At 42.5% G+C, this 21,772-nt stretch carries 20 protein-coding genes and 1 pseudogene; 10 read left to right on the top strand and 11 right to left on the bottom strand.

Annotated elements, in window-relative coordinates; genetic code table 11:
* Positions 1–1,356 precede the first annotated feature (1,356 nt).
* From KZ793_RS01715 to KZ793_RS01690, 6 genes are all read right to left on the bottom strand, one after another.
* Positions 1,357–3,129 (bottom strand): acetyl/propionyl/methylcrotonyl-CoA carboxylase subunit alpha, encoded by a 1,773-nt coding sequence (locus KZ793_RS01715; RefSeq protein ID WP_225813076.1) that lies wholly within the window; start codon positions 3,127–3,129, stop codon positions 1,357–1,359.
* 14 nt (positions 3,130–3,143) lie between these two features.
* Entirely contained in the window at positions 3,144–4,751 is a 1,608-nt protein-coding gene (locus KZ793_RS01710; protein WP_225812970.1) for a 5-oxoprolinase subunit B/C family protein, read from the bottom strand.
* 58 nt (positions 4,752–4,809) lie between these two features.
* On the bottom strand, positions 4,810–5,568 hold the full coding sequence (locus KZ793_RS01705; RefSeq protein WP_225812969.1) for a LamB/YcsF family protein: 759 nt from the start codon (positions 5,566–5,568) through the stop codon (positions 4,810–4,812).
* Between the two features lie 103 nt (positions 5,569–5,671).
* Positions 5,672–6,319, bottom strand: coding sequence for a pyroglutamyl-peptidase I (pcp, locus tag KZ793_RS01700; protein WP_225812967.1), 648 nt, complete (start codon positions 6,317–6,319; stop codon positions 5,672–5,674).
* A 9-nt stretch (positions 6,320–6,328) separates the two neighbouring features.
* On the bottom strand, positions 6,329–7,345 hold the full coding sequence (locus KZ793_RS01695; RefSeq protein ID WP_225812965.1) for a DUF979 domain-containing protein: 1,017 nt from the start codon (positions 7,343–7,345) through the stop codon (positions 6,329–6,331).
* Complete coding sequence (locus KZ793_RS01690) at positions 7,345–8,073, bottom strand: DUF969 domain-containing protein (protein ID WP_225812963.1); 729 nt, start codon at positions 8,071–8,073, stop codon at positions 7,345–7,347. The genes KZ793_RS01695 and KZ793_RS01690 overlap by 1 nt, the downstream gene beginning before the upstream one ends.
* 437 nt (positions 8,074–8,510) lie before the next feature.
* Between KZ793_RS01690 and KZ793_RS01685 the strand changes: the two genes are divergently transcribed.
* The gene (locus tag KZ793_RS01685; protein WP_225812961.1) at positions 8,511–9,173 is read left to right on the top strand and encodes a GntR family transcriptional regulator; all 663 of its coding nucleotides are present in this window, start codon (positions 8,511–8,513) and stop codon (positions 9,171–9,173) included.
* A gap of 353 nt (positions 9,174–9,526) precedes the next feature.
* Positions 9,527–9,763: a cell morphology transcriptional regulator XreR1 gene (gene xreR1 / locus KZ793_RS01680; RefSeq protein ID WP_225812959.1), complete on the top strand. Its 237-nt coding sequence runs from the start codon at positions 9,527–9,529 to the stop codon at positions 9,761–9,763.
* Positions 9,764–9,790: 27 nt separating this feature from the next.
* Here the strand turns inward: xreR1 (KZ793_RS01680) and KZ793_RS01675 are convergent.
* From KZ793_RS01675 to xreR2, 3 genes and pseudogenes are all read right to left on the bottom strand, one after another.
* A pseudogene (locus tag KZ793_RS01675) lies at positions 9,791–9,886 on the bottom strand (CcdB family protein); the annotation flags it as partial.
* A complete protein-coding gene (ccdA, locus tag KZ793_RS01670) occupies positions 9,887–10,105 on the bottom strand; it encodes a type II toxin-antitoxin system antitoxin CcdA (RefSeq protein ID WP_225812957.1) in 219 nt (72 codons plus the stop codon).
* Positions 10,106–10,193: 88 nt separating this feature from the next.
* Positions 10,194–10,403: a cell morphology transcriptional regulator XreR2 gene (xreR2, locus tag KZ793_RS01665; protein ID WP_118988117.1), complete on the bottom strand. Its 210-nt coding sequence runs from the start codon at positions 10,401–10,403 to the stop codon at positions 10,194–10,196.
* Between the two features lie 148 nt (positions 10,404–10,551).
* Between xreR2 and xreR1 (KZ793_RS01660) the strand changes: the two genes are divergently transcribed.
* A complete protein-coding gene (gene xreR1, locus KZ793_RS01660) occupies positions 10,552–10,788 on the top strand; it encodes a cell morphology transcriptional regulator XreR1 (RefSeq protein ID WP_118988116.1) in 237 nt (78 codons plus the stop codon).
* Between the two features lie 226 nt (positions 10,789–11,014).
* On the opposite strand, the gene KZ793_RS01655 is transcribed toward xreR1 (KZ793_RS01660), so the two are convergent.
* Positions 11,015–12,211, bottom strand: coding sequence for an aspartyl protease family protein (locus KZ793_RS01655; protein ID WP_225812955.1), 1,197 nt, complete (start codon positions 12,209–12,211; stop codon positions 11,015–11,017).
* A 585-nt stretch (positions 12,212–12,796) separates the two neighbouring features.
* On the opposite strand from KZ793_RS01655, the gene KZ793_RS01650 reads away from it, so the two are divergent.
* Entirely contained in the window at positions 12,797–13,786 is a 990-nt protein-coding gene (locus KZ793_RS01650; protein ID WP_225812953.1) for a glycosyltransferase, read from the top strand.
* A gap of 53 nt (positions 13,787–13,839) precedes the next feature.
* Here KZ793_RS01650 and uriH read toward each other — a convergent pair whose 3' ends face one another.
* The gene (gene uriH, locus KZ793_RS01645; RefSeq protein WP_225812952.1) at positions 13,840–14,790 is read right to left on the bottom strand and encodes a uridine-preferring nucleoside hydrolase UriH; all 951 of its coding nucleotides are present in this window, start codon (positions 14,788–14,790) and stop codon (positions 13,840–13,842) included.
* A gap of 265 nt (positions 14,791–15,055) precedes the next feature.
* Here uriH and KZ793_RS01640 point away from each other — a divergent pair, with 265 nt between their 5' ends.
* The 6 genes from KZ793_RS01640 to KZ793_RS01615 all read left to right on the top strand — a co-directional run bounded on the left by KZ793_RS01640 (position 15,056) and on the right by KZ793_RS01615 (position 21,100).
* Positions 15,056–15,811 carry a response regulator transcription factor gene (locus KZ793_RS01640; RefSeq protein WP_225812950.1) on the top strand — a complete coding sequence of 252 codons (756 nt, stop codon included), beginning with the start codon at positions 15,056–15,058 and terminating at the stop codon, positions 15,809–15,811.
* Positions 15,812–15,919: 108 nt separating this feature from the next.
* Positions 15,920–17,224: an NAD(P)/FAD-dependent oxidoreductase gene (locus KZ793_RS01635; protein WP_225812948.1), complete on the top strand. Its 1,305-nt coding sequence runs from the start codon at positions 15,920–15,922 to the stop codon at positions 17,222–17,224.
* A gap of 64 nt (positions 17,225–17,288) precedes the next feature.
* Entirely contained in the window at positions 17,289–17,654 is a 366-nt protein-coding gene (locus KZ793_RS01630; protein WP_225812946.1) for a cupin domain-containing protein, read from the top strand.
* Positions 17,655–17,682: 28 nt separating this feature from the next.
* A complete protein-coding gene (locus KZ793_RS01625) occupies positions 17,683–19,176 on the top strand; it encodes an aldehyde dehydrogenase family protein (RefSeq protein ID WP_225812944.1) in 1,494 nt (497 codons plus the stop codon).
* A gap of 223 nt (positions 19,177–19,399) precedes the next feature.
* Positions 19,400–20,173 (top strand): type IV toxin-antitoxin system AbiEi family antitoxin, encoded by a 774-nt coding sequence (locus KZ793_RS01620; RefSeq protein WP_225812942.1) that lies wholly within the window; start codon positions 19,400–19,402, stop codon positions 20,171–20,173.
* 9 nt (positions 20,174–20,182) lie between these two features.
* The gene (locus tag KZ793_RS01615) at positions 20,183–21,100 is read left to right on the top strand and encodes a nucleotidyl transferase AbiEii/AbiGii toxin family protein (protein ID WP_225812940.1); all 918 of its coding nucleotides are present in this window, start codon (positions 20,183–20,185) and stop codon (positions 21,098–21,100) included.
* The last annotated feature ends 672 nt before the right edge of the window (positions 21,101–21,772 follow it).

Raw genomic sequence — 21,772 nt, 5'->3', positions numbered from 1 at the left:
CTTGAAATCCATAGGGTATAATTTAAAGTAACGAATATTTTTCCTTTTTAATCAATGCCTCTGAATTTGTTTTTTATCTTGGTCTTCTTTTGAACCATTAGGAAAATATTGTAAATAAAAATTTTATTTCACTATTAATATAGTATTCTGTTTAATGGTAATTGCAATTATTTGATTTATTATTTTGTTGAGTAATGTTGAAATTGTGATGCTAATCTATATAAAAATGTGTTTTTAAAAACATATATGAATTTATTATAGTTTTAAGTTGTGTTGATAATTGTAAAGGAAATGTAAAACAATTAAATGATTTAATATTATGGTATTGTTGTAATAGTCCGTTTATATACTATTTAAATAGATGTATATGATATGTGGATAATTATCATATCTATATGAGGGATTATTAAATGAGTAACATTATCTTTTTATGAAATAATATTTCTATGGTTAGAATAAAATCAGAGGGTGCCTTTAATATATTTCTTGAAAATATCAACATGTATAGTATATGGCTTATAACATTTTTATTGATTTATTCTTGTGAGATTTTATTTGTATCTGATTGATATAGGGTGATATTTTTAACTTTATGTTTTGTTTGGTTTTTTATTTGGTAAATGTATTTATATTGTCAAGCGTAGAAAATAAATCCATACACTATTTATAAGCGGTAATTTATAATGAGTTAATGATTTCTTAATTGTTTAAATATAGGTAAAGATAGCCGAAAACTATCATGTTATTTGTCATTCACTGGATGAATATATATGGCTGTTATCACTTAATAATCATTAGTAAATGATGTTATCTTTACTTTCTATTTTGTTGAAATCTTTTCATGTTTATTACTGATTTTAATAGTTTCTCAATCTTCAATTGAAACATATGATATTAAAAATATTTATTCTGGATAAAAATGAAAGAATTTTATTAATAGTTCATTGAATCCAACACATAAACAAGTGTTAAATCGCATAATGGCTTATTTATCTTATTATCAATATTAACGAAATGATTAAAAACATTGCCCTTAATAGTTATTTTTTCCTATTCATAAAGGGTTTAATTAGTTTTTTTCAAACTATTACGTTTACTTTAATTTTGATCTCTTCATTAAAATTGTACGGAAATAATTGTACGGAAATTATCCGCACAATTTGATATTGTATTGGGTAATGTGAATTTATGTGTCAAATTAGCCAATTAATTGTGACTAATTTGGCAATTATCATACCTAATAGATTTCGAGTTNNGCAAGTGAATGAATCCCCAGGAGCATAGATAACGATGTGACTGGGGTGAGTGAAAGTAGCCAACAAAGCAGCAGCTTGAAAGATGAAGGGTATATCATTATTAATCATCGTTAATACTTGCCAGTACATTTCCTGCCTGTTGATAACCGCCTTCTTCCGCATGGATAACGATTTTCCCAGAACGATGTGCGGTGAGTTGCGTTTCCATTTTCATTGCTTCCATGACAGCAATGACATCTCCTTGTTTAACTTTATCACCTTCCTGTACATACCAGGATTGTAAAACGCCAGATATTGGTGCTGAGACAGAATTAGGCGCTGCTATTGTCCCCTCTATTTCACTATTTTTGTTTTCAGTGATGGAGTTTTGCCCAGCATCAGGCAATGAGAGCCCTTTTAATAATTCGGCAGGTAGCCCCAGTTCATGCCGACGGCCATTAATTTCAATAAAAGTGCGTGTTACCTTTTCTTGATGATGGCTTTTCTGGCGCGGAGATATTTTTATATCATTGATAAAGTCAGTTTCGATCCAACGTGTATGGACGTTAAATGTGTCATCGGAAATAAAATCAGGATGCTCCATCACTGCCCGATGAAAAGGCAATACTGATGCAACGCCTTCAATGCTGAATTCCTGTAATGCACGTCGCGCACGGGCAATAGCTTGTTGGCGGGTTGCTCCGGTGACAATCAGCTTAGCCATCAGCGAATCAAAGGTGTCAGGAATGGTGGAACCTGCTGCAACACCAGAATCCAATCTTATGCCTGGGCCGGAAGGGGGAGAAAAGACTGTCACGGTTCCGGGCGTCGGTAAAAATCCTTTACCGGCATCCTCTGCGTTAATACGGAACTCAAAAGAATGGCCGAAGGGAATGGGGGTTGAGGTCAATGATAAAGGTTTACCTTCAGCAATGCGGAATTGTTCTATTACAATGTCGATCCCTGTGGTTTCTTCGGTGACGGGATGTTCGACCTGCAAGCGAGTATTCACTTCCAGAAAAGAAATCGTGCCGTCTGCATTGAGGAGAAATTCCACAGTACCGGCTCCGATATAATGGGCTGCGGTGCAAATATTCCGTGCCGCTTGATGAATACGTTGGTGCTGATGTTCGGTCAAAAATGGGGCCGGCGCTTCTTCCACCAATTTTTGGTTACGCCGTTGCAGTGAACAATCACGTGTGCCAAGTACCACTACATTGCCATATTTATCAGCCAGAATTTGCGCTTCAATATGACGAGGTTTATCCAGGAACTGTTCAATGAAACATTCTCCACGACCAAAGGCCGCTGTTGCTTCACGAACAGCCGAATTGTAGAGTTCAGTGACTTCATCGAGCCGCCATGCCACCTTCATGCCACGCCCACCACCGCCATATGCTGCTTTAATTGCAATTGGCAGGCCATATTGTTCGGCAAACGCCAGAGCTTCCTCCGCGTTTTTCACCGGTTCTTCTGTACCTGAAACCTGCGGTGCACCTACGTGTTGGGCAATTTTGCGTGCTTTAACTTTGTCACCCAAAATATCAATTGTCTCTGGTTCAGGACCAACCCAGATCAAGCCTGCATTAATAACTGCACGGGCAAATTCTGCCCGTTCAGCCAGAAATCCGTATCCGGGATGTACCATGTCGGCACCTGAACGTTTCGCAATATCCAATAATTGGGGAATATTAAGATAGGTATCAGCGGGGCTGTTTCCGCCTAAACTATAAGCCTCATCAGCCAATTGTACATGTTGTGCATGGATGTCCGAATCAGCGTAGACGGCGATAGATTGTAAGCCATAATCCCGGCAGGCACGGATGATACGGACGGCGATTTCACCACGGTTAGCGATCAAAACTTTTTTCATGGGATGGTCTTTATTATTCATGGTCATTACGGTACTCATGAGCGGCAATCGCTCTCTTTTATTTCGTGAAATTCAGTGATTGGGTTGAAGCGGATACGAGCATTGACAGGAATTTGTCCCGCAAGATCGAGATGATAGTTGGCAACGGAACCAATGACTGGATAGCCACCGGTCAAAGGGTGATCTGCTAAAAACAGCACCGGTTGACCACTGGCAGGAACCTGAATTGCGCCAGTGGTTGTTCCCTCACTCGGTAACTCTTTATGATTAATACGCGATAATGGTGTATCGCCATACAGGCGAATACCGACTCGATTAGATTGTGGTGTAACTTGCCAAAGTTGGCTTTTTAGCAAGGATAGCGCTTCTGTGGTGAACCAGTCAGTGCGTGGTCCCAGAATGATATCCAATGTAACGATATCGTCAGAGGTAGGCATATTAAAAGCCGGGCTTTCATCCATTGATACAGCGGAACCCTGCGTGACAGTAAGAATATCCAAAGTATCGCCTATAGCGATTGGCATAGGACCAATGTGTGCCAACGTATCGTAAGAGAGGCTGGAGAGAATCGGTTGCTTGGCAAAACCGCCACGCACTGCCAAATAAGAACGCACTCCCGCTTTGGGTGTTCCTAACGTCACTTTATCACTTTCACTCAGATCGACAGGCTGATAGCCATCAATCTGAAACTTGCGGCCAGATGCTGTTTGAACAGTGATTGGGCAGTCAGCACCTGTGACCGCGATAATGACATTGCCATGAGAGATAAAGCTTAATCCTCCTTGTACAATTTCCAGACATGCATTATCCGAAGGATTACCGACGATACGGTTTGCTCTTCTCAGCGCGGTTTTATCCAGCGCGCCGGCAGCGGAAATTCCTAAGCTAGCTTGTCCTGAACGCCCTAAATCCTGAAAAAGTGTTTGTATTCCAGTGGTTAGGATTTCCAGTGAGGAGTGTTTATCAACCTGCGAAGATAGAATGTCCTCTATGGGCGCAACCGGGGTTTCGGGTTTAGTGATTGTTGCGCCTTTGCCTTGATCTCTGAAATGTACCCGGAAACCGGGTTGCAACAGGGAAGAGGGAGAGCGTGAGAGATCCCACATGCGTTCTGGCGTGATACCGATGATTTGCCATCCTCCCGGACTGGCTTGAGGGTATATCCCACTGAATTCTCCAGCTAGCCCGACGGAACCCGCAGGGATACGGGCTCTTGGTGTCATCCGGCGAGGAACATGTAAACGATCTGAATCTGCGACTAAATAGGCAAATCCGGGGGCAAATCCGGTAAAAGCAACGGTGTACTCACTTTCTGTATGTCGCTTGATAACTTCCTGAGTCGTGATGCCGAGGATTTCTGCCACTTCCGCCAGATCTTCACCATTGTAATGCACCGGGATTTCAACGAGTTTTCCTGTTGTCCTATCCAGTGTATTCAGGTTGCGACCATTGATTTCTCTGGCAAGTTTGTCGGTGGAAACAACGTTGGGACGAAATTGAATCAACAGTGTTCTGGCCGCCGGAATAATTTCTTCTATGCCTGCAATGGGGCAGGCGTTAAGTGAATCAAATAGCGCCAGTGTTTCATTCAGATCATGAAGCTCGACAATAATGGCATCTAAATTAACAGGTAAAAAACGCACTAGGTACTCCTGGGCATGATAAGCGCTTAAATACTATTTTGCTTAAATACTACTTTGCTTAAATAAAGGAGCATACGGTGATCCCGGCTTGTTGCAGGGTTAGTTTCACCTGACGTGCCATTTCTACCGCGTCTGGGTTATCGCCATGAACACAAATGGAATCCGCCTGAATACGGGTAAAACTGCCATCAATGGCTTCAACTCCCCCTTCGGTTACCAATTGCAGCATGCGCCGGGCAACGACATTAGCGTCATGAAGTACCGCCCCTTTTTCCCGGCGAGAAACTAGCGTGCCTTGTGGAGTGTAAGCTCTGTCAGCAAAGGCTTCCGCGACAGTTCGCACACCTTTCTCCCTCGCCAAATCCAATATTTTCGAACCGGCTAATCCAACCAGCGCTAAATTGTCATCCACTTCGCGAATTGCTGTAATGACGGCAAGGGCTTGGTATTCATCATAGGCAATCGTGTTATACAGTGCCCCGTGCGGTTTGACATAACTTACGGTGGTTCCTGCCGCCGCAGCCAAACCTTGCAACGCGCCAATCTGGTAAATAACATCCGCGATCAGCTCATTACTGGAGATATCCATATTGCGGCGACCAAATCCGACAAGATCTGGATAAGACACATGAGCACCGATCACTACCTGATTTTTATGGGCAGATTTTAAGGTTTGCAGGATACCGGCGGGATCACCAGCATGAAATCCACACGCTATATTAGCGCTGGTGACAATGCTCAGCATGGCGTTATCGTCGCCCATTTTCCATTGACCAAAGCTTTCGCCAAGATCGCTGTTTAAATCAATAAGGTTCATAGTCGTGACTCCAATAAAGTGATATTCAAGAAAGTAGTAAAAAATTCAGGATGCTTATCAGTTCTACAGATAGGCAATTTCCGCTACGCCGATAGATGCTGAATTAATGAGTTGTTCCTCCACCAGTAACCATGTCCTCACTGTTTCCTAGTGCTTGCTTGATAGCGATTTTCAGGGCTGTTGTTATTGTTTCCAGAGCCATACTTGGCGTACCAGGGTGTTTCACTGCCTGTTCAGGCAGGTAGGGAATATGGATAAATCCACCGCGTACTTTGGGATAAGTCAGTGCCAGATGGTGAAGTAGGCCATACATGACATGGTTGCAGACATAGGTACCGGCACTCTGTGAAATCGAAGCGGGGATTCCCGTAGTTTGCAGGCCACTGACGATCGCTTTAATCGGTAGGGTGGCGAAATAGGCAGCCGGTCCGGTTGTTACGATAGGGGTATCAATGGGCTGATTGCCTTGATTATCGGGAATACGTGCATCGTTGATGTTAATCGCTATGCGTTCCACCGTGATATCCGGCCTGCCTCCTGCCTGTCCCACAGCAATGACCAGTTCAGGTTGTATCTCATCAATGGCGGCGTACAGGCAAGTGAGAGAAGTGTTGAATACACACGGGAGCTGGCGTGTCTCAATATGTGCTCCAGATAGCTGTTGGTTTTGCAATTGCCTGACTGACTCCCACGATGGATTGATGGTTTCACCATCAAAAGGTTCAAAAGCGGTAATTAGAACGGTTTTCATGGGCTCTCCTTACAAAAACATCAAAAAATAGAGCAGAAAAACATTGGCAATCAGCAGCGCTATTCCAGTGGGGATTTGTGCTTTAATGACCGCATTACGGTTTGGTAATTCCAGCAGTGCAGCCGGAACGATATTGAAGTTTGCAGCCATTGGGGTCATCAGTGTACCGCAATAGCCTGAGAACATGCCGATGGCGGCCATAACCGCCGGATTACCGCCATGTTGCAGTACCAAAATAGGAATGCCGATCCCTGCGGTAACAATCGGGAACGCGGCGAAAGCATTGCCCATTATCATGGTTAATAACGCCATGCCGAGTACATATGTCGCCACTGCGATCAATCGATTATCCACCGCTAAATAATGTTCAGTCAGGTGAGAAATTGCGGTACCGACACCGGCTACGGTAAATAATAGCCCTAGCGTCGCTAATATCTGTGGCAGGATAAACGCCCAGCCGATAGCGTCCAGCAGGCGACGCGCTTCTTGGGTTGATTGAGCTACGCCTTCTCGCGTCATTCTCAATGCAACGCCATATCCGACTAAGCAGCCGACTGTCATGGAAAACAGCGTTACCAGCGTGGCATGATTGCCGGTACCGAACAGTGCTTGTTGTAACCCAGGGACGTGGTTAAACAGTAATACGCCTATCACGGTGACGATAGGGATTGCCAGTGCGGGAAGAAATAGACGATTACCCAAACGAGAGGCGCTTTCCTGCCGTTGCTGAGGTGTGCGTTGATGATAGCTACCCAATCGCACCCCGCCAAAACCTGCCGTCAGTGCCATCAATACGACGATCAGCCCTACACTGATATGCAGCATTTTTTGGGCCTCAACTTCGTTGTCTGCCCATAGTGCTATTACGCGATAGCTCCAGTCGCCTACCAGAAACACGATGCCATATAGCGCCCAGAACAAGCTGGTGGTCAGACGGCGAGGGTTGGTGTGATCGCGCCAGGACATTACTGCTACAGCCAACAGGATGATGCCAGCTAACCAATAAAGATATTGTTGCTGAAACATTACTCTACCTTCCTTCGATTTTTGTTCATACCGTTCAGTGCTGCCAATTTGGTAGCGATCTGGTGGTCAAGACGAGACAAGCGGAAAGCGTGGATTAGGAAGGCACAGATGGCGGTAGGTATCCCCCACATAGCGATATGTAGCGGTTCCGTTTGGATGCCGCCAGACTCTAGCATAAAGTTATGCATAAAGATGATTGCACCAAAGGCGACGAAAATATCCTCACCGAAGAAAAGGCCAACATTGTCCGTTGCTGCCGACATGGCCCGCAGGCGGTAGCGTACATCGTCAGGTAGGTCATGATGACGGTTTTCCGTAGCCCCTTCTACCATTGGTGCCAGCAATGGACGCACCATTTGCGGGTGTCCGCCTAAACTGGTCAACCCTAGCGCAGCGGTTATTTCACGAATGAACAGATAGATGATCAGCAAACGCCCGGCAGTTGCTGTTTTAATATTACTAATCCAGGTTTGAGCTCGCTCTTTTAAACCGTGCCGTTCCAAAAGGCCGATAGTTGCTAGTGGTAACAGCAAAATTAGGGGCAAATTTCGGGTATTAAGGAAGCCGGAACCCAGCTTTTCCAGAATCGCTGTGATCGGCATATGTGCGGCTAGCCCAGTGATGATCCCTGCGACAATCACCACCAATACCGGGTTAAACCTGAGTAAAAACCCCACGGCAATAACCGCGATGCCAATCAACGGCCATAGATTCACAATCTGTTGCATGTTGTCTCACCTCGGTAGATAAAAATCGCGGTTGTTTGCTGTGTCGTCATAGGCTGAATTCCTGTGTGGTAGATAAATTTATATCTAAGCAATATGCGTACCATCGTTGGATAATTTGCATTTATTGTTAAAGTATTGTTTTTATATTGTTGAACAATAAATAGAATGAGGCGAAAGAATAGGCAAAAGAAATTATTTTTTAATCATAAAAATAAAACGTAGATCACTTTTTACGATAGTTATGCTCCATGGTGGTGCGATGAATGTACCATTATGAGGCAATAATCCTTCTGGCGTAGAAAACGGTAAATGGGGCAGCCCCCTATGCTTGCTGGCAGTAGGTGAATGTGTGAAGATGCCTGCCATCCTTATTGTTGAGTTACGACCGGGAACTCGTGGCTGAATTGGGTCAGCGTACGCTCTTTCAACTAATCATTATGAAAAAAGATAATTCCACTCCTAAGACGTTAAGTGAAAAAGTAACAGATATTATCCGGCAAAAACTGATTATTGGGGAGCTATCACCTGGTCAACGACTATCAGAAGCGGCTCTGAGCGAACAGCTTGAGATATCGCGTAATACATTACGTGAGGTTTTTCGGGTACTGACTCAGGAAGGGTTACTGCAATATGAACCTAATCGTGGTGTTTTCGTCTCCACACCGAGTATTGCTTCTATTATCGATATTTATCGGGTCCGGCAGCTTATTGAATGCCAGGCATTAGAGCAGTCTTATCCTATGCATCCTGCGGTTGAACACATGCGTAGTGCAATTGAAGTGGCGAAACAGTGTCGTGATATTCAGGACTGGATCGGCGTTGGAACTGCAAATATGGCATTTCATTCCGCTATTGTTGAACTTACTGACAGTGAACGGCTGATAACATTCTATGGGCATATTTCTGCGGAATTGCGTCTGGCTTTTGGTTATCTGAACGATCCTGAACTTTTTTATTCCCCCTATATTGATCAGAATGCCCAAATTTTGGCGCTACTTGAGAAAGGTGAGCCAGAGAGTGCGGCCACTGTGTTAAAAAGCTATTTGGAGCAGTCAGAGCGTACTGTATTGGCTGCTTATATGCGTAAAAGTCGTGTTTAAGAAAATAAATACTTGCGACCAGATTGGCAAATTTATTGATAAAATAAATTAATTTAATTAATATGTTTAAAGATTTTTCATATTTTTGGTTTGTAACGTTATGTTTGTTTGGTGCCTCTCCAGACAAAGGCGGTAGTATCTATAGAGATCAAGGAAGTGAATGATAAGAGAAGCTATATATGCCTTTTGTGCCATGATGTTGAACTTTTTAATCCTCCCAATGACAGATCACGTGGTTATTAAAAACATCATTCATCGTATTTTTGCGGTAAGTCATATTAATAACACGAGTTACAGGAAAACGTGACTTATAGTCCGTGGTTTGATAAGTAACATCGTTCGATACTTATCGAATGAAAAAACCTAATACTATAAAATCCCTTTTTGGACAGAGAGTTAGGCATATCAGAATAGCATTTGGTATGTCTCAGGAAGCTTTTGCCGATAAATGCGGGCTTGATCGCACTTATATCAGTGGCATTGAGCGTGGTGTCAGGAATCCCACGCTTGAAGTTATCAATGTCATAGCAAGTGGCTTACAGATCGAATTAAAAGATCTGTTTGACTTTGACGCAGAGAAAAAGAGTTAGCCGACTTTATTTGAGTATTGAGTTTTTACGTCTTCTTGGTGTCTCAATGATGTCGCTTTGTACATCAACAAACATACTGTATTTGCTTTCGCTCCGTTTATATTGATAAACAACAAATCGCATTTACCAGCTCCTGTTTTCATCAGCAAATGAGCCATATTGTTTAATAAATTGAGCAACTTCTTCCATTTCTTTGCGATTATCTGTTTTCCAACTTTCAGCTTTGATTAGTTGAGTTTCTCTGGTCATGGCTTCATTAACAAAACCTGAAATATTTACACCGGCTGAATTCAGGATCAGATAATTTTCTTTATCAACGGTTACGTTAACTCTATGCTTCATAGCACACCTCAAAAACATACTTTAAGTATAAAGTAGATCGGAGCAGCTTATCTTATTGATAAACTACTCCATTTTGTTCTACAGCCACTTACTTTGTGTACCTCGAAGGCCATATTTCAGCGGGATCGCAATCTAAAGCTTCGGCAATAAGCTGTTGACCTTTAGGCCAGCGGCGTTGCAGGGTATTAGCAAGGGTAGATGATGCTAACCCCGCCTCCCTTGAAACGGCTGCTAACGATGTGCCTCGTTTTTTCAGCTCTGCTATGATGTCTGCTGGGTGCCAGTCCTGATTTTTCATTATGAATCCTCTGTATTACGGATGACTTTGATATGAAAAGGTAAATCGTTACATGGTAGACTATAAGTCACATATGATAACATAACTTACCGCAAAAAGTGACTCATAGTCCGTGGTCTGATAAGTAACATAATTCGATACTTATCGGATGAAAAAGCCAAACGCTGTAAAATTCCTTTTTGGACAAAGAGTTAGGTATCTCAGGCAATCGTCTGGCATGTCTCAGGAAGCTTTTGCCGATAAATGTGGTATTGATCGGACGTATATCAGCGGTATTGAGCGTGGGGTTAGAAATCCTACGCTGGAAATCATCAATATTATTGCGAGTGGTTTGCAGATTGAGCTGACAGATCTGTTTGATTTCAGTACAAAGCCAAAAGGTTAACAGCCGCTTTCCCCTTTATTTCTTAGACATTTTCTTATCTTGTCTTTTTGTTAGCATGCATTACCGTGCTAACCTTAATAAGGTGGAGCAAATGAAAGCAGCCAACAAAGCAGCAGCTTGAAAGATGAAGGGTATAAAACCTATCTCGCTTATAAACAGAATAAATACCAAATTGAAGAATAAGTTTATTGAGGGAGATAAACTTATTCCTCTATAAATGACTTAATTAAATGGTAATGATTTTCTGGGTGTTATTTCGTTCAATTTTTATGGTCAATTTACCCGATGGGGTTTCTGACAATTGATTGCGAAGATAGGTGATATCCTCAGGAAGGGCTTGTTGGCCGTTAACTTCCAGCACAATGTCACCGTTTTTTAATCCAAATTTTTCAATATCTTTGGGATCGTTGTAAAATATTTCTACTTTGTTATTAAAATAGCGGATTGCAATCGTGCGAAGTAGTGGGTTGTCATAACGGGTGAAATTTTTGGCGTTAAAACAGAGCAGCATTTTGTTTGGGATAAACAGATAATCATCAAAACGCGAGAAGAAACTCATACCAAGATTGTATTGATCATTTTTATTTTCGCCAATTCTCAGATGACCCACTGGCAGTTGCTGTAAATAAAAGCCATCAATTAGATACTCTTTACTACTATCAAGCCCACTGGCGGAGGCGTATTTGACACGGGTTCCTTCAGAAATTTTATCTTTATGCTCTTTTTTCAGATATGCAATAAATTCCTGAGAAACATAGCTGTAATCGGCTCCGGTATCTATATTAAAAACGACATTAGAAACTTGGATTGCGGGAGATTTGCCGTAGCTATCACTGTAAGGTTCACATTGTTGATAATTTAGGATTGAAGGCGCATGGCGCCATACTGTCAATGTGTGATTCAGGTTATTTATTTTCCAGTTTAACTGACGAAAAGTGTCAATTCCGAGAATACCATCCAGCTCCTGACCAATGGACTGATTAAAGAGACTCATGTCAATGCCAATCCAGGGATCGGAGCCCGGTACCGTATGATTACCGAGAGTAATCGCCAAGGGTTGCCATAATGTTAGGTCAGCTTTGTGTAAGCGTTTTTCACTGGTTGTAAGCAGTCCATCGGACAGCATACGGTGGAATGTAACCGGTATTTTTGATTCTGGTGTGGTTTGTGTCAGCATTTTTGCCAGTTTATTATCGATGAAGGTATAACTGGCGCCGGTATCCAGCAAGAATTGATATTCTTTACCGGAGATAGTGACAGGAACAATGATCGATGTAGGCTGGTGGATGTTCAGCTTAGTAGAAAGGACGGGTTGGTTTTCTTCCGGGATATGGATTTTTTCCATATGGCTACAGCCCGTTATCAGTGTCAATAAACTGGCGGCAATAATTGTCCGAGAGGCTATCTTTTCCTGTTTTTTCATAATATTAGATTCCTTTTCTAGGGAGTGAAAGATGAAAATCTAGGGTCTGGTAAAACCCAACATAATGCACTGGAGGCAATAAAATGTTGCGTATGAGCTAAGGTAGTACGCGTTACCAGTACAGCTCAGCTTCATTGCAAATATTATTATCTACCTTTTACTAAAACCAAAGATAAACAATAACATCATTATATTAATTGATGTGAAATGTAGTGAGTAATTGTTTAACTGCGGTTGAACTATTATTAGTTCCAACAGTAATGTTGGTGAAAATATCGGCTATCGGTAAATTTTAACGGTAAGAGTTATTAATAGAGATGTTTATATAATAATTAATTGGTAATAGATGTAGCATTAAAAGATAAATTATCTGGATGTGTTTAATTATATAGTGTATATCAATGATAACGATTTAAAATAAAAATCACTATAAATCATTGCTATTTTATTTATATATGTAATGTAAAATTAATAAATATTTATTGGATTTATATTTATAGGTGAGAATTATTATCCCTGATAAATATCCAGATAATCTCAATATAAGAAAATAACACCTTTGGATTAAAGGATTATATTGATCTTATGTCTATATCACTAAAACTCAGCATTGTCGTACCTATTTATAATGGAGAGCGATTTTTATCGCAGTTTTTTGTCAATTTATCTCGGCAAAAGCTAACTGATTTTGAACTAATTTTGGTTGATGATGGTTCCACGGATAATAGTCGCCAGGTTATTGAACAATATGTCGAAAAATTCCCAAAGACAGAAATTATCACGCAGAAGAATCAAGGGGTTTCTGTTGCCCGTAACACGGGGTTAGCGAAAGCCAGAGGGGATTATGTGGCTTTCCCAGATATTGATGATGTCATTTATCCGGGGATGTATAACCGGCTGTTAGAAATTGCTCAGAATAATGATTTGGATATTGCTACTTGCAACGGTCATTATGTTTATGATGATGGTCGGCCAGCTCGAAAGATTTTTCCTTCCGAGCGCCTCTCTTCTACCGCGGTGCTTAGTGGGCCAGAATGGTTGCAACAAGCACTGAGTTCACGCAAATTCCTGCATGTAACTTGGCTGAATATCTATAAACGGGCTTTTCTGACAAAACATCATTATCAGTTTGAACCGGGGTTGCATCATCAAGATATTCCGTGGACAACAGAACTCTTGTTGACGGCAAATCGGGTGCAATATATTGATGAATCTTTTTATGATTATCTGATTCACTCCGCTTCGGTGTCCCATGTTCCTGCGGATGATGGTATTAAGGTAAGAACAGCACATCACTATATGAAAATCCTGGAGATGCTGAATAAGATTAATCATCGTTATCCACAACAAGTTAAACAGGCACCGGCGTGTCATTGGCAGATTGCGAAAGAGGGGCTAGGGATTTTGCATACGATTAATGAGATAGAATCCTCGACGATAAAACAACAAATGGTTCATGAATTGTTTGAGCGCGGTATTTGGTCAATGATCTGGAAAAATGCCCGTGGGTTTAGATTGCGTTGGCGTTTGGCTCGTCGATATCCGCGACTGAGAGCGGTATTGAAAGCCGTTTAGTATTGGAAGTAACGGCTTTAATTATTGTTCCCTATCTGTGGTTATTTTGCATCTTAATCGCAGGTATCGCCGATGTTTTTCAATGCATCAATAATCAATTGCCAGAATCGCTGTTGATCGAGTTTGACAGCAACTTGGGTGTGACAATCTTCTGGTATTGGATGACGGAAATCCGCCACTGTCATTCCCACGGTTAAGGTACCATTCAGTTCAATATTGACGGGGACTTTTTGCGTTGTCATCACTGTAGGATCAATAATATAGGCGACGGCACAAGGATCATGTATTGGAGGACAATTGAAACCATGCCTCTTCTGATAACTTTGACCATAGTAATCCAGTAGTTCTACGACAAACCGAGACGCTTTGGTATTGATACGTGAAATTGCTTTGGTAATTTCTGATGTGGCGCGTGCTTGATGTGTCAGATCCAAACCGACCATGGTCAGCGGCCATTTTTCATTAAAAACAATATATGCTGCTTCCGGATCCGTTTTGATATTGAATTCTGCCACTGCACTTCTGTTGGCGGTGTGATATCCACCACCCATTAATACCACTTCTTTTACCCGCTCAACGATCTGCGGTGCTTTACGGACGGCGAGAGCAATATTAGTTAAGCTGCCAACGGGAACCAAAGTCACCGTTTTGGGCGGATGAGACATAATAGTATCAATGATCAGATCAGTAGCATGGCGAGGATCAAGCGTTCGGGAGTGTTTAGGCAACTTCACGCCACCCAGACCAGATTCGCCGTGAATATCCGATGCCGTTTCAAGATCGCGAACTAATGGGCGATGACAGCCTGCGGCAAAGGGTACGCCGGTAATACCGGCAATATGTGCTATCGCCAGTGCATTTTGAGTGACTTTATCCAGTGTCTGATTACCGACAACCGTCGTGACGGCTAATAGCTCAATATTAGGGTTGCCATGCGCCAATAGCATGGCAATGGCGTCATCATGCCCAGGATCGCAATCAAGAATAATTTTTTTGGTGGTCATTTTTACTCCTTGCTAGAGAAAGTGATATAAAAAATGAGGATAATCCAGTTAAAACGTCTATTCCGTGACAAAATCTTAGATCTGGGTGAGTGCTCTCAAAAATAATTAGTAAAATGTTTCATAATTGTGATTTGATTAACACATAAACGATAATTGAGTTGTTCATCCAGTTTGAGTGTGATTTTTATATAGTTTCGCTATGGAATTGGCGGGAAATATCTGCTTCGGATTTATTATTAATTTATGAATAATTGCGAGGGATTGAATGGATATTCATGTAGATAGATTATCAGCAGTGATTGAATCGGTGGCAACCAGTGAATTTTATCCTAATTTACTGACTTGGCTGGAACAATTTATGACTTTTGATAACGCCATTGTCTATGTCTTCGAGCAAGGTTCTTCTCCGCGTTGTTTGAGTAAAACCGAGAAGAAAAACAGTGATGCAATAAATCAGATTTATCAACAGGGCGCTTATCTGCAAGATCCGTTCTATCAAGCCTTAATAGATGGGGCTGACACTGATCTATTCACCTTACGGGAACTTGTCCCTTCAGGATTTTATCATACTGATTATTATCTGAATTTTTATCGTAAGACCGGTTGGCGGGATGAAACGGCGGTTTTATTGAAACTCTCTCCCCAAAGGCAACTTGGCCTGTTTTTTGGTAAGGAAAATCAGCCATTTTTCATCCAGAAACAGCATCGGAAAAACCTGAAAACTGCGCTGGAAATTATCCGCAGTGTGGCGCGATTACATGATGATATGACGCAACAAACTCCTGTTGCTGAGATGGGGTATCTGGATACTCAGGCTCGTTATGCCTTGACCCCGAGAGAACGTGAGATTGTGGAGTTGATATTGCAAGGTAAAGGCTCTCCGCAGATTGCTGAGAAACTTTTTATCAGTACAGGGACGGTGAAAAACCACCGGAAGAATATTTATCAAAAACTACAAATCAGATCACAAGCAGAGCTATTTAGCCTGTTTATGACGCCTCCTGCCCGTTATTTTGCCTGAGTCACAAATGTTAAAACTGTGTTTCAAATATCCCTAAAGGGACATGGTGATGTGACTCTGCGCTACAGATAATCCGGTGATTATGTTGGATGTTAATCGGGCTATCACATGAACAATCACCTTGATTCATTAACTTATTACGCTGCGACCAAGAAATATGATCTTCGTTTTCCGGCATTACAAGAAGATCTGGATGTCGATGTTGTGATTATCGGTGGTGGGTTTTCCGGTATCAATACTGCTCTTGAACTGGCGGAAAAGGGTATCACCAATATTGCAATCTTGGAAAGTCGTTATCTTGGCTATGGCAGTACAGGTCGTAATGGTGGTCAGGTTATGGCGGGTATTGGTCATGATTTGGAGGTAATCAAACGCCATATTGGTGAGAGAGGGCTGGAAACGATCTTCCAGATCAGTAATCTGGGAGCAGGCATCATTCGTGATCGTATTGCTAAATATAATATTGATGCTGATCTCTGCCGTGGTTATGGCTATCTTGGCATGAATAAAAGACAGGAAAATACGTTACGTAGCTGGCTGAAAGATTTTCAGGCGGTTTCTCCTGATGAAGAGATTGAACTTTACACCGGCTCTGATGTGAAAAAGGTGATCGGTTCTGATGCTTATACTTGTGCGTTGAAGCATATGGGAGGCGGTCATGTTCACTCCCTGAACCTATTGCTAGGTGAGGCGAAAGCGGCGACGGACCTTGGCGTAAAAATCTTTGAGAACAGTCAGGCACTGAACATTGAATATGGTTCCAGAGTAACGGTTCGTACCGCGATGGGAACGGTTCGCGCTAATAAAATGCTGTGGGCCTGTAACGCCTTTCTTAATAGTGGTCTTGAGCCATATATTTATAAAAAGGTGGTTAACACTTATGCCTTCCAATTAATGACGGAAGTGTTGCCAGATGATTTGATTGAGAGAATCAGCCCGATTCGTGGTGCGTATAGTGATATTCGTCCGGTTATTGATTACTTCCGTGTGACGAAGGAAAACCGTCTCTTGTTCGGTAGTGCAACCCCCTTCATTGAACATATCCCATCTGATTTGAAAGCTTGGAATCGTCACTTGATGCTGAAAGTTTTCCCTTATCTGAAAGATGTGAAGGTTGAATTGGCATGGGGAGGACCGTTGTGTTGCAGTGCAAACTTGTTCCCACAGATTGGTTCTCTGCCGCAGCACAATAATGTGTTCTATGTGCAGGGGTATTCCGGTTTTGGGGTCACGCCAAGCCATATCGTTTGTAAGGTATTGGCCGAAGGGATGAGCGAAGGATCTGAGCGTTATGACCTGATGAGTTCAATTCCTCATGCGAATATTATTGGCAAAGATAAGTTGCGACATCTGATGGTATCAGCGGGCAAAATTTGGCATCAAACGTCAGGATATTGGAAAGGTCGCCGTTAATTTATTGATATCAATAGTATTCATTGGACAATTCATAAATTATTTTATTTGGAACGAGAACATCATGATTAAATCACTTTTACTGAACAAACCTCTGCCTGAATTATTGGACATTGGTAGCGTAAGCAATCTGGGATCGACTGTGTTGGAAGGCGATCCGCAGGCCAGTATGGCAATGATATTTGGTGAACCAACGGATAACCTGACATGTGGTATTTTCGCCTGTACTCGTGGCAAGTTCAGTATGATGTATCCGTTTGATGAGCATGCAACCGTTACGGAAGGTTCGGTAAAATTGACCGATGTGAAGAGCGGTGAAACCGTTGAATATCATCCGGGGGATTCCTGGTTTGCGCCGAAAGGAACGGAAGTCCTGTGGGAAATCACCGCTGACCGTTTTGTGAAGCATTATCTGGCTTGTAAAGGTTAAAAAAACACTTATTTGATAGAGGTAAATAATGAGTGATATTAACTTATTACAGTCAGTTACGACCTTTTTGCAGCATAATCATGGACATTATATTAATGGTCAGCCAGTCATTGGTCAGGGGAGTGAAACATTTTCTGTCATAAACCCTGCGACTGATGAAATCATTGCAACTGTTAATCAAGGCGGTGAAGCGGAAGTCAATGCTGCTATGCAAGCGGCACAGGCGGCATTTCATGGGGTATGGGCCCAAACTTCACCGATGGAGCGCGGCCATTGCCTGAATCGTCTGGCCGATCTATTACTGGCACATCGGGAAGAGTTGGCGCAGTTAGAAACTCTCTGCTCCGGTAAAACCATCCAGTTATCCCGTATGCTGGAAATTGATTCCTCTGCTCAATTCCTGCGTTATTTTGCCGGATGGTCAAGTAAGATCAGCGGTGAAACCCTGAATGTCTCTTTGCCCTCTTTTAACGGTGAGCAATACACGGCGTTTACCCGTCGTGAACCGATTGGTGTTGTGGTAGGGATTATTCCGTGGAATTTCTCCATCATGATTGCCATCTGGAAAATGGCGGCTGCACTGACTTGCGGCTGTACCATTGTGTTGAAACCCAGTGAATACACCCCGTTGACCATGCTCCGGATGGTTGAATTAGCCAAACAAGCGGGTATTCCTGATGGTGTCATTAATGTGATTAATGGTTCAGGTTCGGTGCTTGGCCCTGCGCTGATAGGTCACCCATTATGTGCCAAGGTGACTTTCACCGGATCGGTGCCAACGGGTATTGCTGTTGGTAAATCAGCAATGGAACAGGGATTGACTCGCGTTACGCTGGAATTGGGTGGTAAGAACGGCGCGGCGTTTTTAGCGGACATGCCTGTTGAAAAAATTGTTGATGGGGTTCTGGAAGCCGGTTATCTCAATCAGGGGCAGATTTGTGCGGCGGCGGAACGTTTCTATATTCCTGCAAGCCATATGGATGGCGTACTGAAATTATTGTCTGAAAGACTCGCGGCAATAAAAATTGGCTCGCCTCTGGATGAATCAACAGAAATGGGGCCGCTGGCAAACAAAGCGCACTATAACAAGATCTTGTCCCTGTTTGAGCAGGCTCGTCAAGAAGGCAGTGAGATTGTTTACGGTGGCCATGCTCTGGCCGGACCGGGTTTCTTTGTGGCGCCAACAGTGATTCGTGCTAACAGCCCTGAAAACTCATTGATGAAGGAAGAGACGTTTGGTCCTGTGGGGACTTTCCTTAGCTATAACGATGAGGAAGAGCTGATTGGATTGATGAACAGCACGCCATTTGGTTTAGCTGCGAGTTTGTGGACCAATGATCTCAGCAAAGCCATGCGCATGATCCCGCGTATCGAGGCGGGAACCGTTTGGATCAATATGCATACATTCCTCGATCCGGCATTACCATTCGGTGGTACCAAATCCTCAGGTATTGGTCGTGAATTCGGTAGCGCTTTTATTGAGCACTATACTGAATTGAAATCCGTGATGGTTCGCTATTGATTTGATATTCGGATCAAAATAAGGAAGGCCCCTTGACTGAAAGGGGCCATTGTCAACGCTAAATCGTCTTCGTGCCAGATTGAAAGCAGTGGTTTATAAAAACGAAGATACACGGCAATAACTGCCGTGAAAAATAGATATTCTAAACCACAAAAGAATCTGCTAGTTTATAGTCTATTAAATATACGGCAATAACCGCCGCAAATTACAGATTTTATAAACTATGTTAAACACTGAAGCACGTCGACAACTTAAAGAATTACTTCCTGTTGGTATGCTGGCTACCAAACAATGGCTCGTTGCTCAAGGACTTAACTTTCATTTTTTGGACAACGCTGTGCGTAGTAAAACACTTCTTCCCCTTGCTACTGGTGTGTTTAGCCAATTCAGTTGCCACCTAAACTGGCAAGGTGTTGTTGCTTCATTGCAGCGTATGTCTGAAACACCTATTCACCTCGGTGGGCTAACCGCGTTGGAGATAGCCGGGTTAGCTCACTACGTCACCCGCTCTCATATCCGAACAGTTCACTTGTATTCTAGTGAGCCGTTACCTCGCTGGCTGACCAGAGTCCCTTTGGATGTGTATTTTAAAGGACACCGGACCCAAGCGTTATGGCCGGAAAATTTGATAGCTGACCCAACTTGGCTTAGGCAGGAACAATGGCGTGAGGGAATGCCTGCGCTCCAATTCTCCTGCCCAGAAAGGGCTATCTTCGAAGTTTTGGGGGATGTACCCAAAGCTGTCAGCTTTGAACATGCCGAACAATTGATGGAGGGATTATACAATTTGTCACCGCGCAAACTTGATGCTTTGCTATTGGCTTGCTCCAGTATCAAGGTAAAGCGGCTCTTCCTCTGGTTAGCTGAAAGGCATCAGCACGCTTGGTTTAAAAAGCTGGAGCCTCGGAAGTACAACTTAGGGGCTGGTAAACGAGTTATTACTACCAAAGGGCGGTTGGATAATACCTGGCTCATCACGGTGCCCAAGGATATGTAGGGAGAGGCTATGGATCGTAACAGTATTTATTACCGACAAGTTCAGTTGTTACTGCAACTGCTGCCTTTTGTCGCTGAACAGGAGTGCTTTGCTTTGAAAGGCGATACGGCTATCAATTTGTTCGTTCGCAACTTGCCTCGGTTGTCGGTTGATATTGATCTGGTATTTTTACCGATGCTGCAACGTGCAGAAGCCTTAACGGCGATCAAAATTGCTCTGAGTAAGATTGCGGTTGCCATTCGAGCTGCGATGACAGACGCGGAAATTATCGAATCTTTCCGGGATAAAGATGATGCCTTGCGGTTGATTGTAGGAAGATCAGGCGTTCAAATAAAAATTGAGTTGTCACCGGTCTTGCGTGGCACTGTGTTTGAACCGAAGGTAATGACAGTTTGTGAGGTTGTGGAAGATAAGTTTGGCTACGCCGAAATCCAGATCGTTTCCCATGCTGATCTCTATGCCGGAAAAATCTGCGCTGCACTGGATAGGCAACATCCTAGGGATTTGTTCGATGTGAAATGGTTGCTGGATAACGAGGGCTTTACTGATGATCTTCGCAAGGCTCTGATCGTTTACATGGTGAGCCATAACCGTCCTATCGTTGAATTGCTTAGGCCCACTTTCAAGGACATTACTGGTGTCTATCATGGTGAGTTCCTGAATATGGCAGAGCAACACGTCGAACTGGCCGAATTGGAAGAGACGCGAAGACGTTTGGTTGAGTTGATTAACGGCTCTTTAACCGAACAGGAACGTACTTTTCTGTTGTCTTTTAAAAACCGAATGCCAGACTGGTCGCTGTTGGGATTGGAAAGTGTTGAGCAATTGCCTGCCATCCTCTGGAAACAGAGAAATTTGGCGAAGATGGGGACGGATAAACATATTAAAGCGTATCAAAATCTGTGTCATGTACTTGGAGTAGATTAGCTCAACGACATTCAAAATCCATGTTTGTTGGTGGAGCGGCGTTGTATCAAATCACCAAAACTGTTATTCATTGCTTACAAAGTACAAAGAAAGCTCATTCCTTCAAAAGCAACACAGTGGTTTATAAAAATGAAAATACACGGCAGTAACCGCCGCAAATTGCAGATTTTATAAACCATGTTAAATACTGAATCACATCAATGGCTCTACATTTGCGTCACCTGTGAGTCAAATAAGGCTTCTATTCTACTCACCAAATGAGGCGAATAGTCATGTTATTTGACTCAATCTGAGCTTTTCGCCTTGTATTTTGTCAACATGGGGTGAAATCACCAATATCGAGAAATAATTAAGTCTCTGTGCGCTTGTCCTTTAGCGATCAGAATAAACATTAAGCGTGAGAATTGTTTAATTAAAGATGACTGTTAATGGTCAATGACTATAGAACTATTTAGTTTGTTTTATCTTTATTGACATGGTACAAAGATTGATAGATTTTTGTTCAAGAATTAGCTTGTTGATTAACAGAAAGTAATAACTTTGGCATTTTCAGTTAAGGATATTCATTTATACGAGAATACTTAATCATGGTGGTTTTAACTAATAATACTATGGTGATGATGGAGGTAAAAATAGATGGATAATCAAGAACGTTGTCGGTTCACTGAAGGC

This window comes from Photorhabdus antumapuensis (assembly GCF_020387775.1).
Taxonomy (GTDB): Bacteria; Pseudomonadota; Gammaproteobacteria; order Enterobacterales; family Enterobacteriaceae; genus Photorhabdus; species Photorhabdus antumapuensis.
The sequence above is the reverse complement of the archived record's forward strand: the minus strand, read 5'-3'. Positions and strand labels throughout refer to the sequence as shown.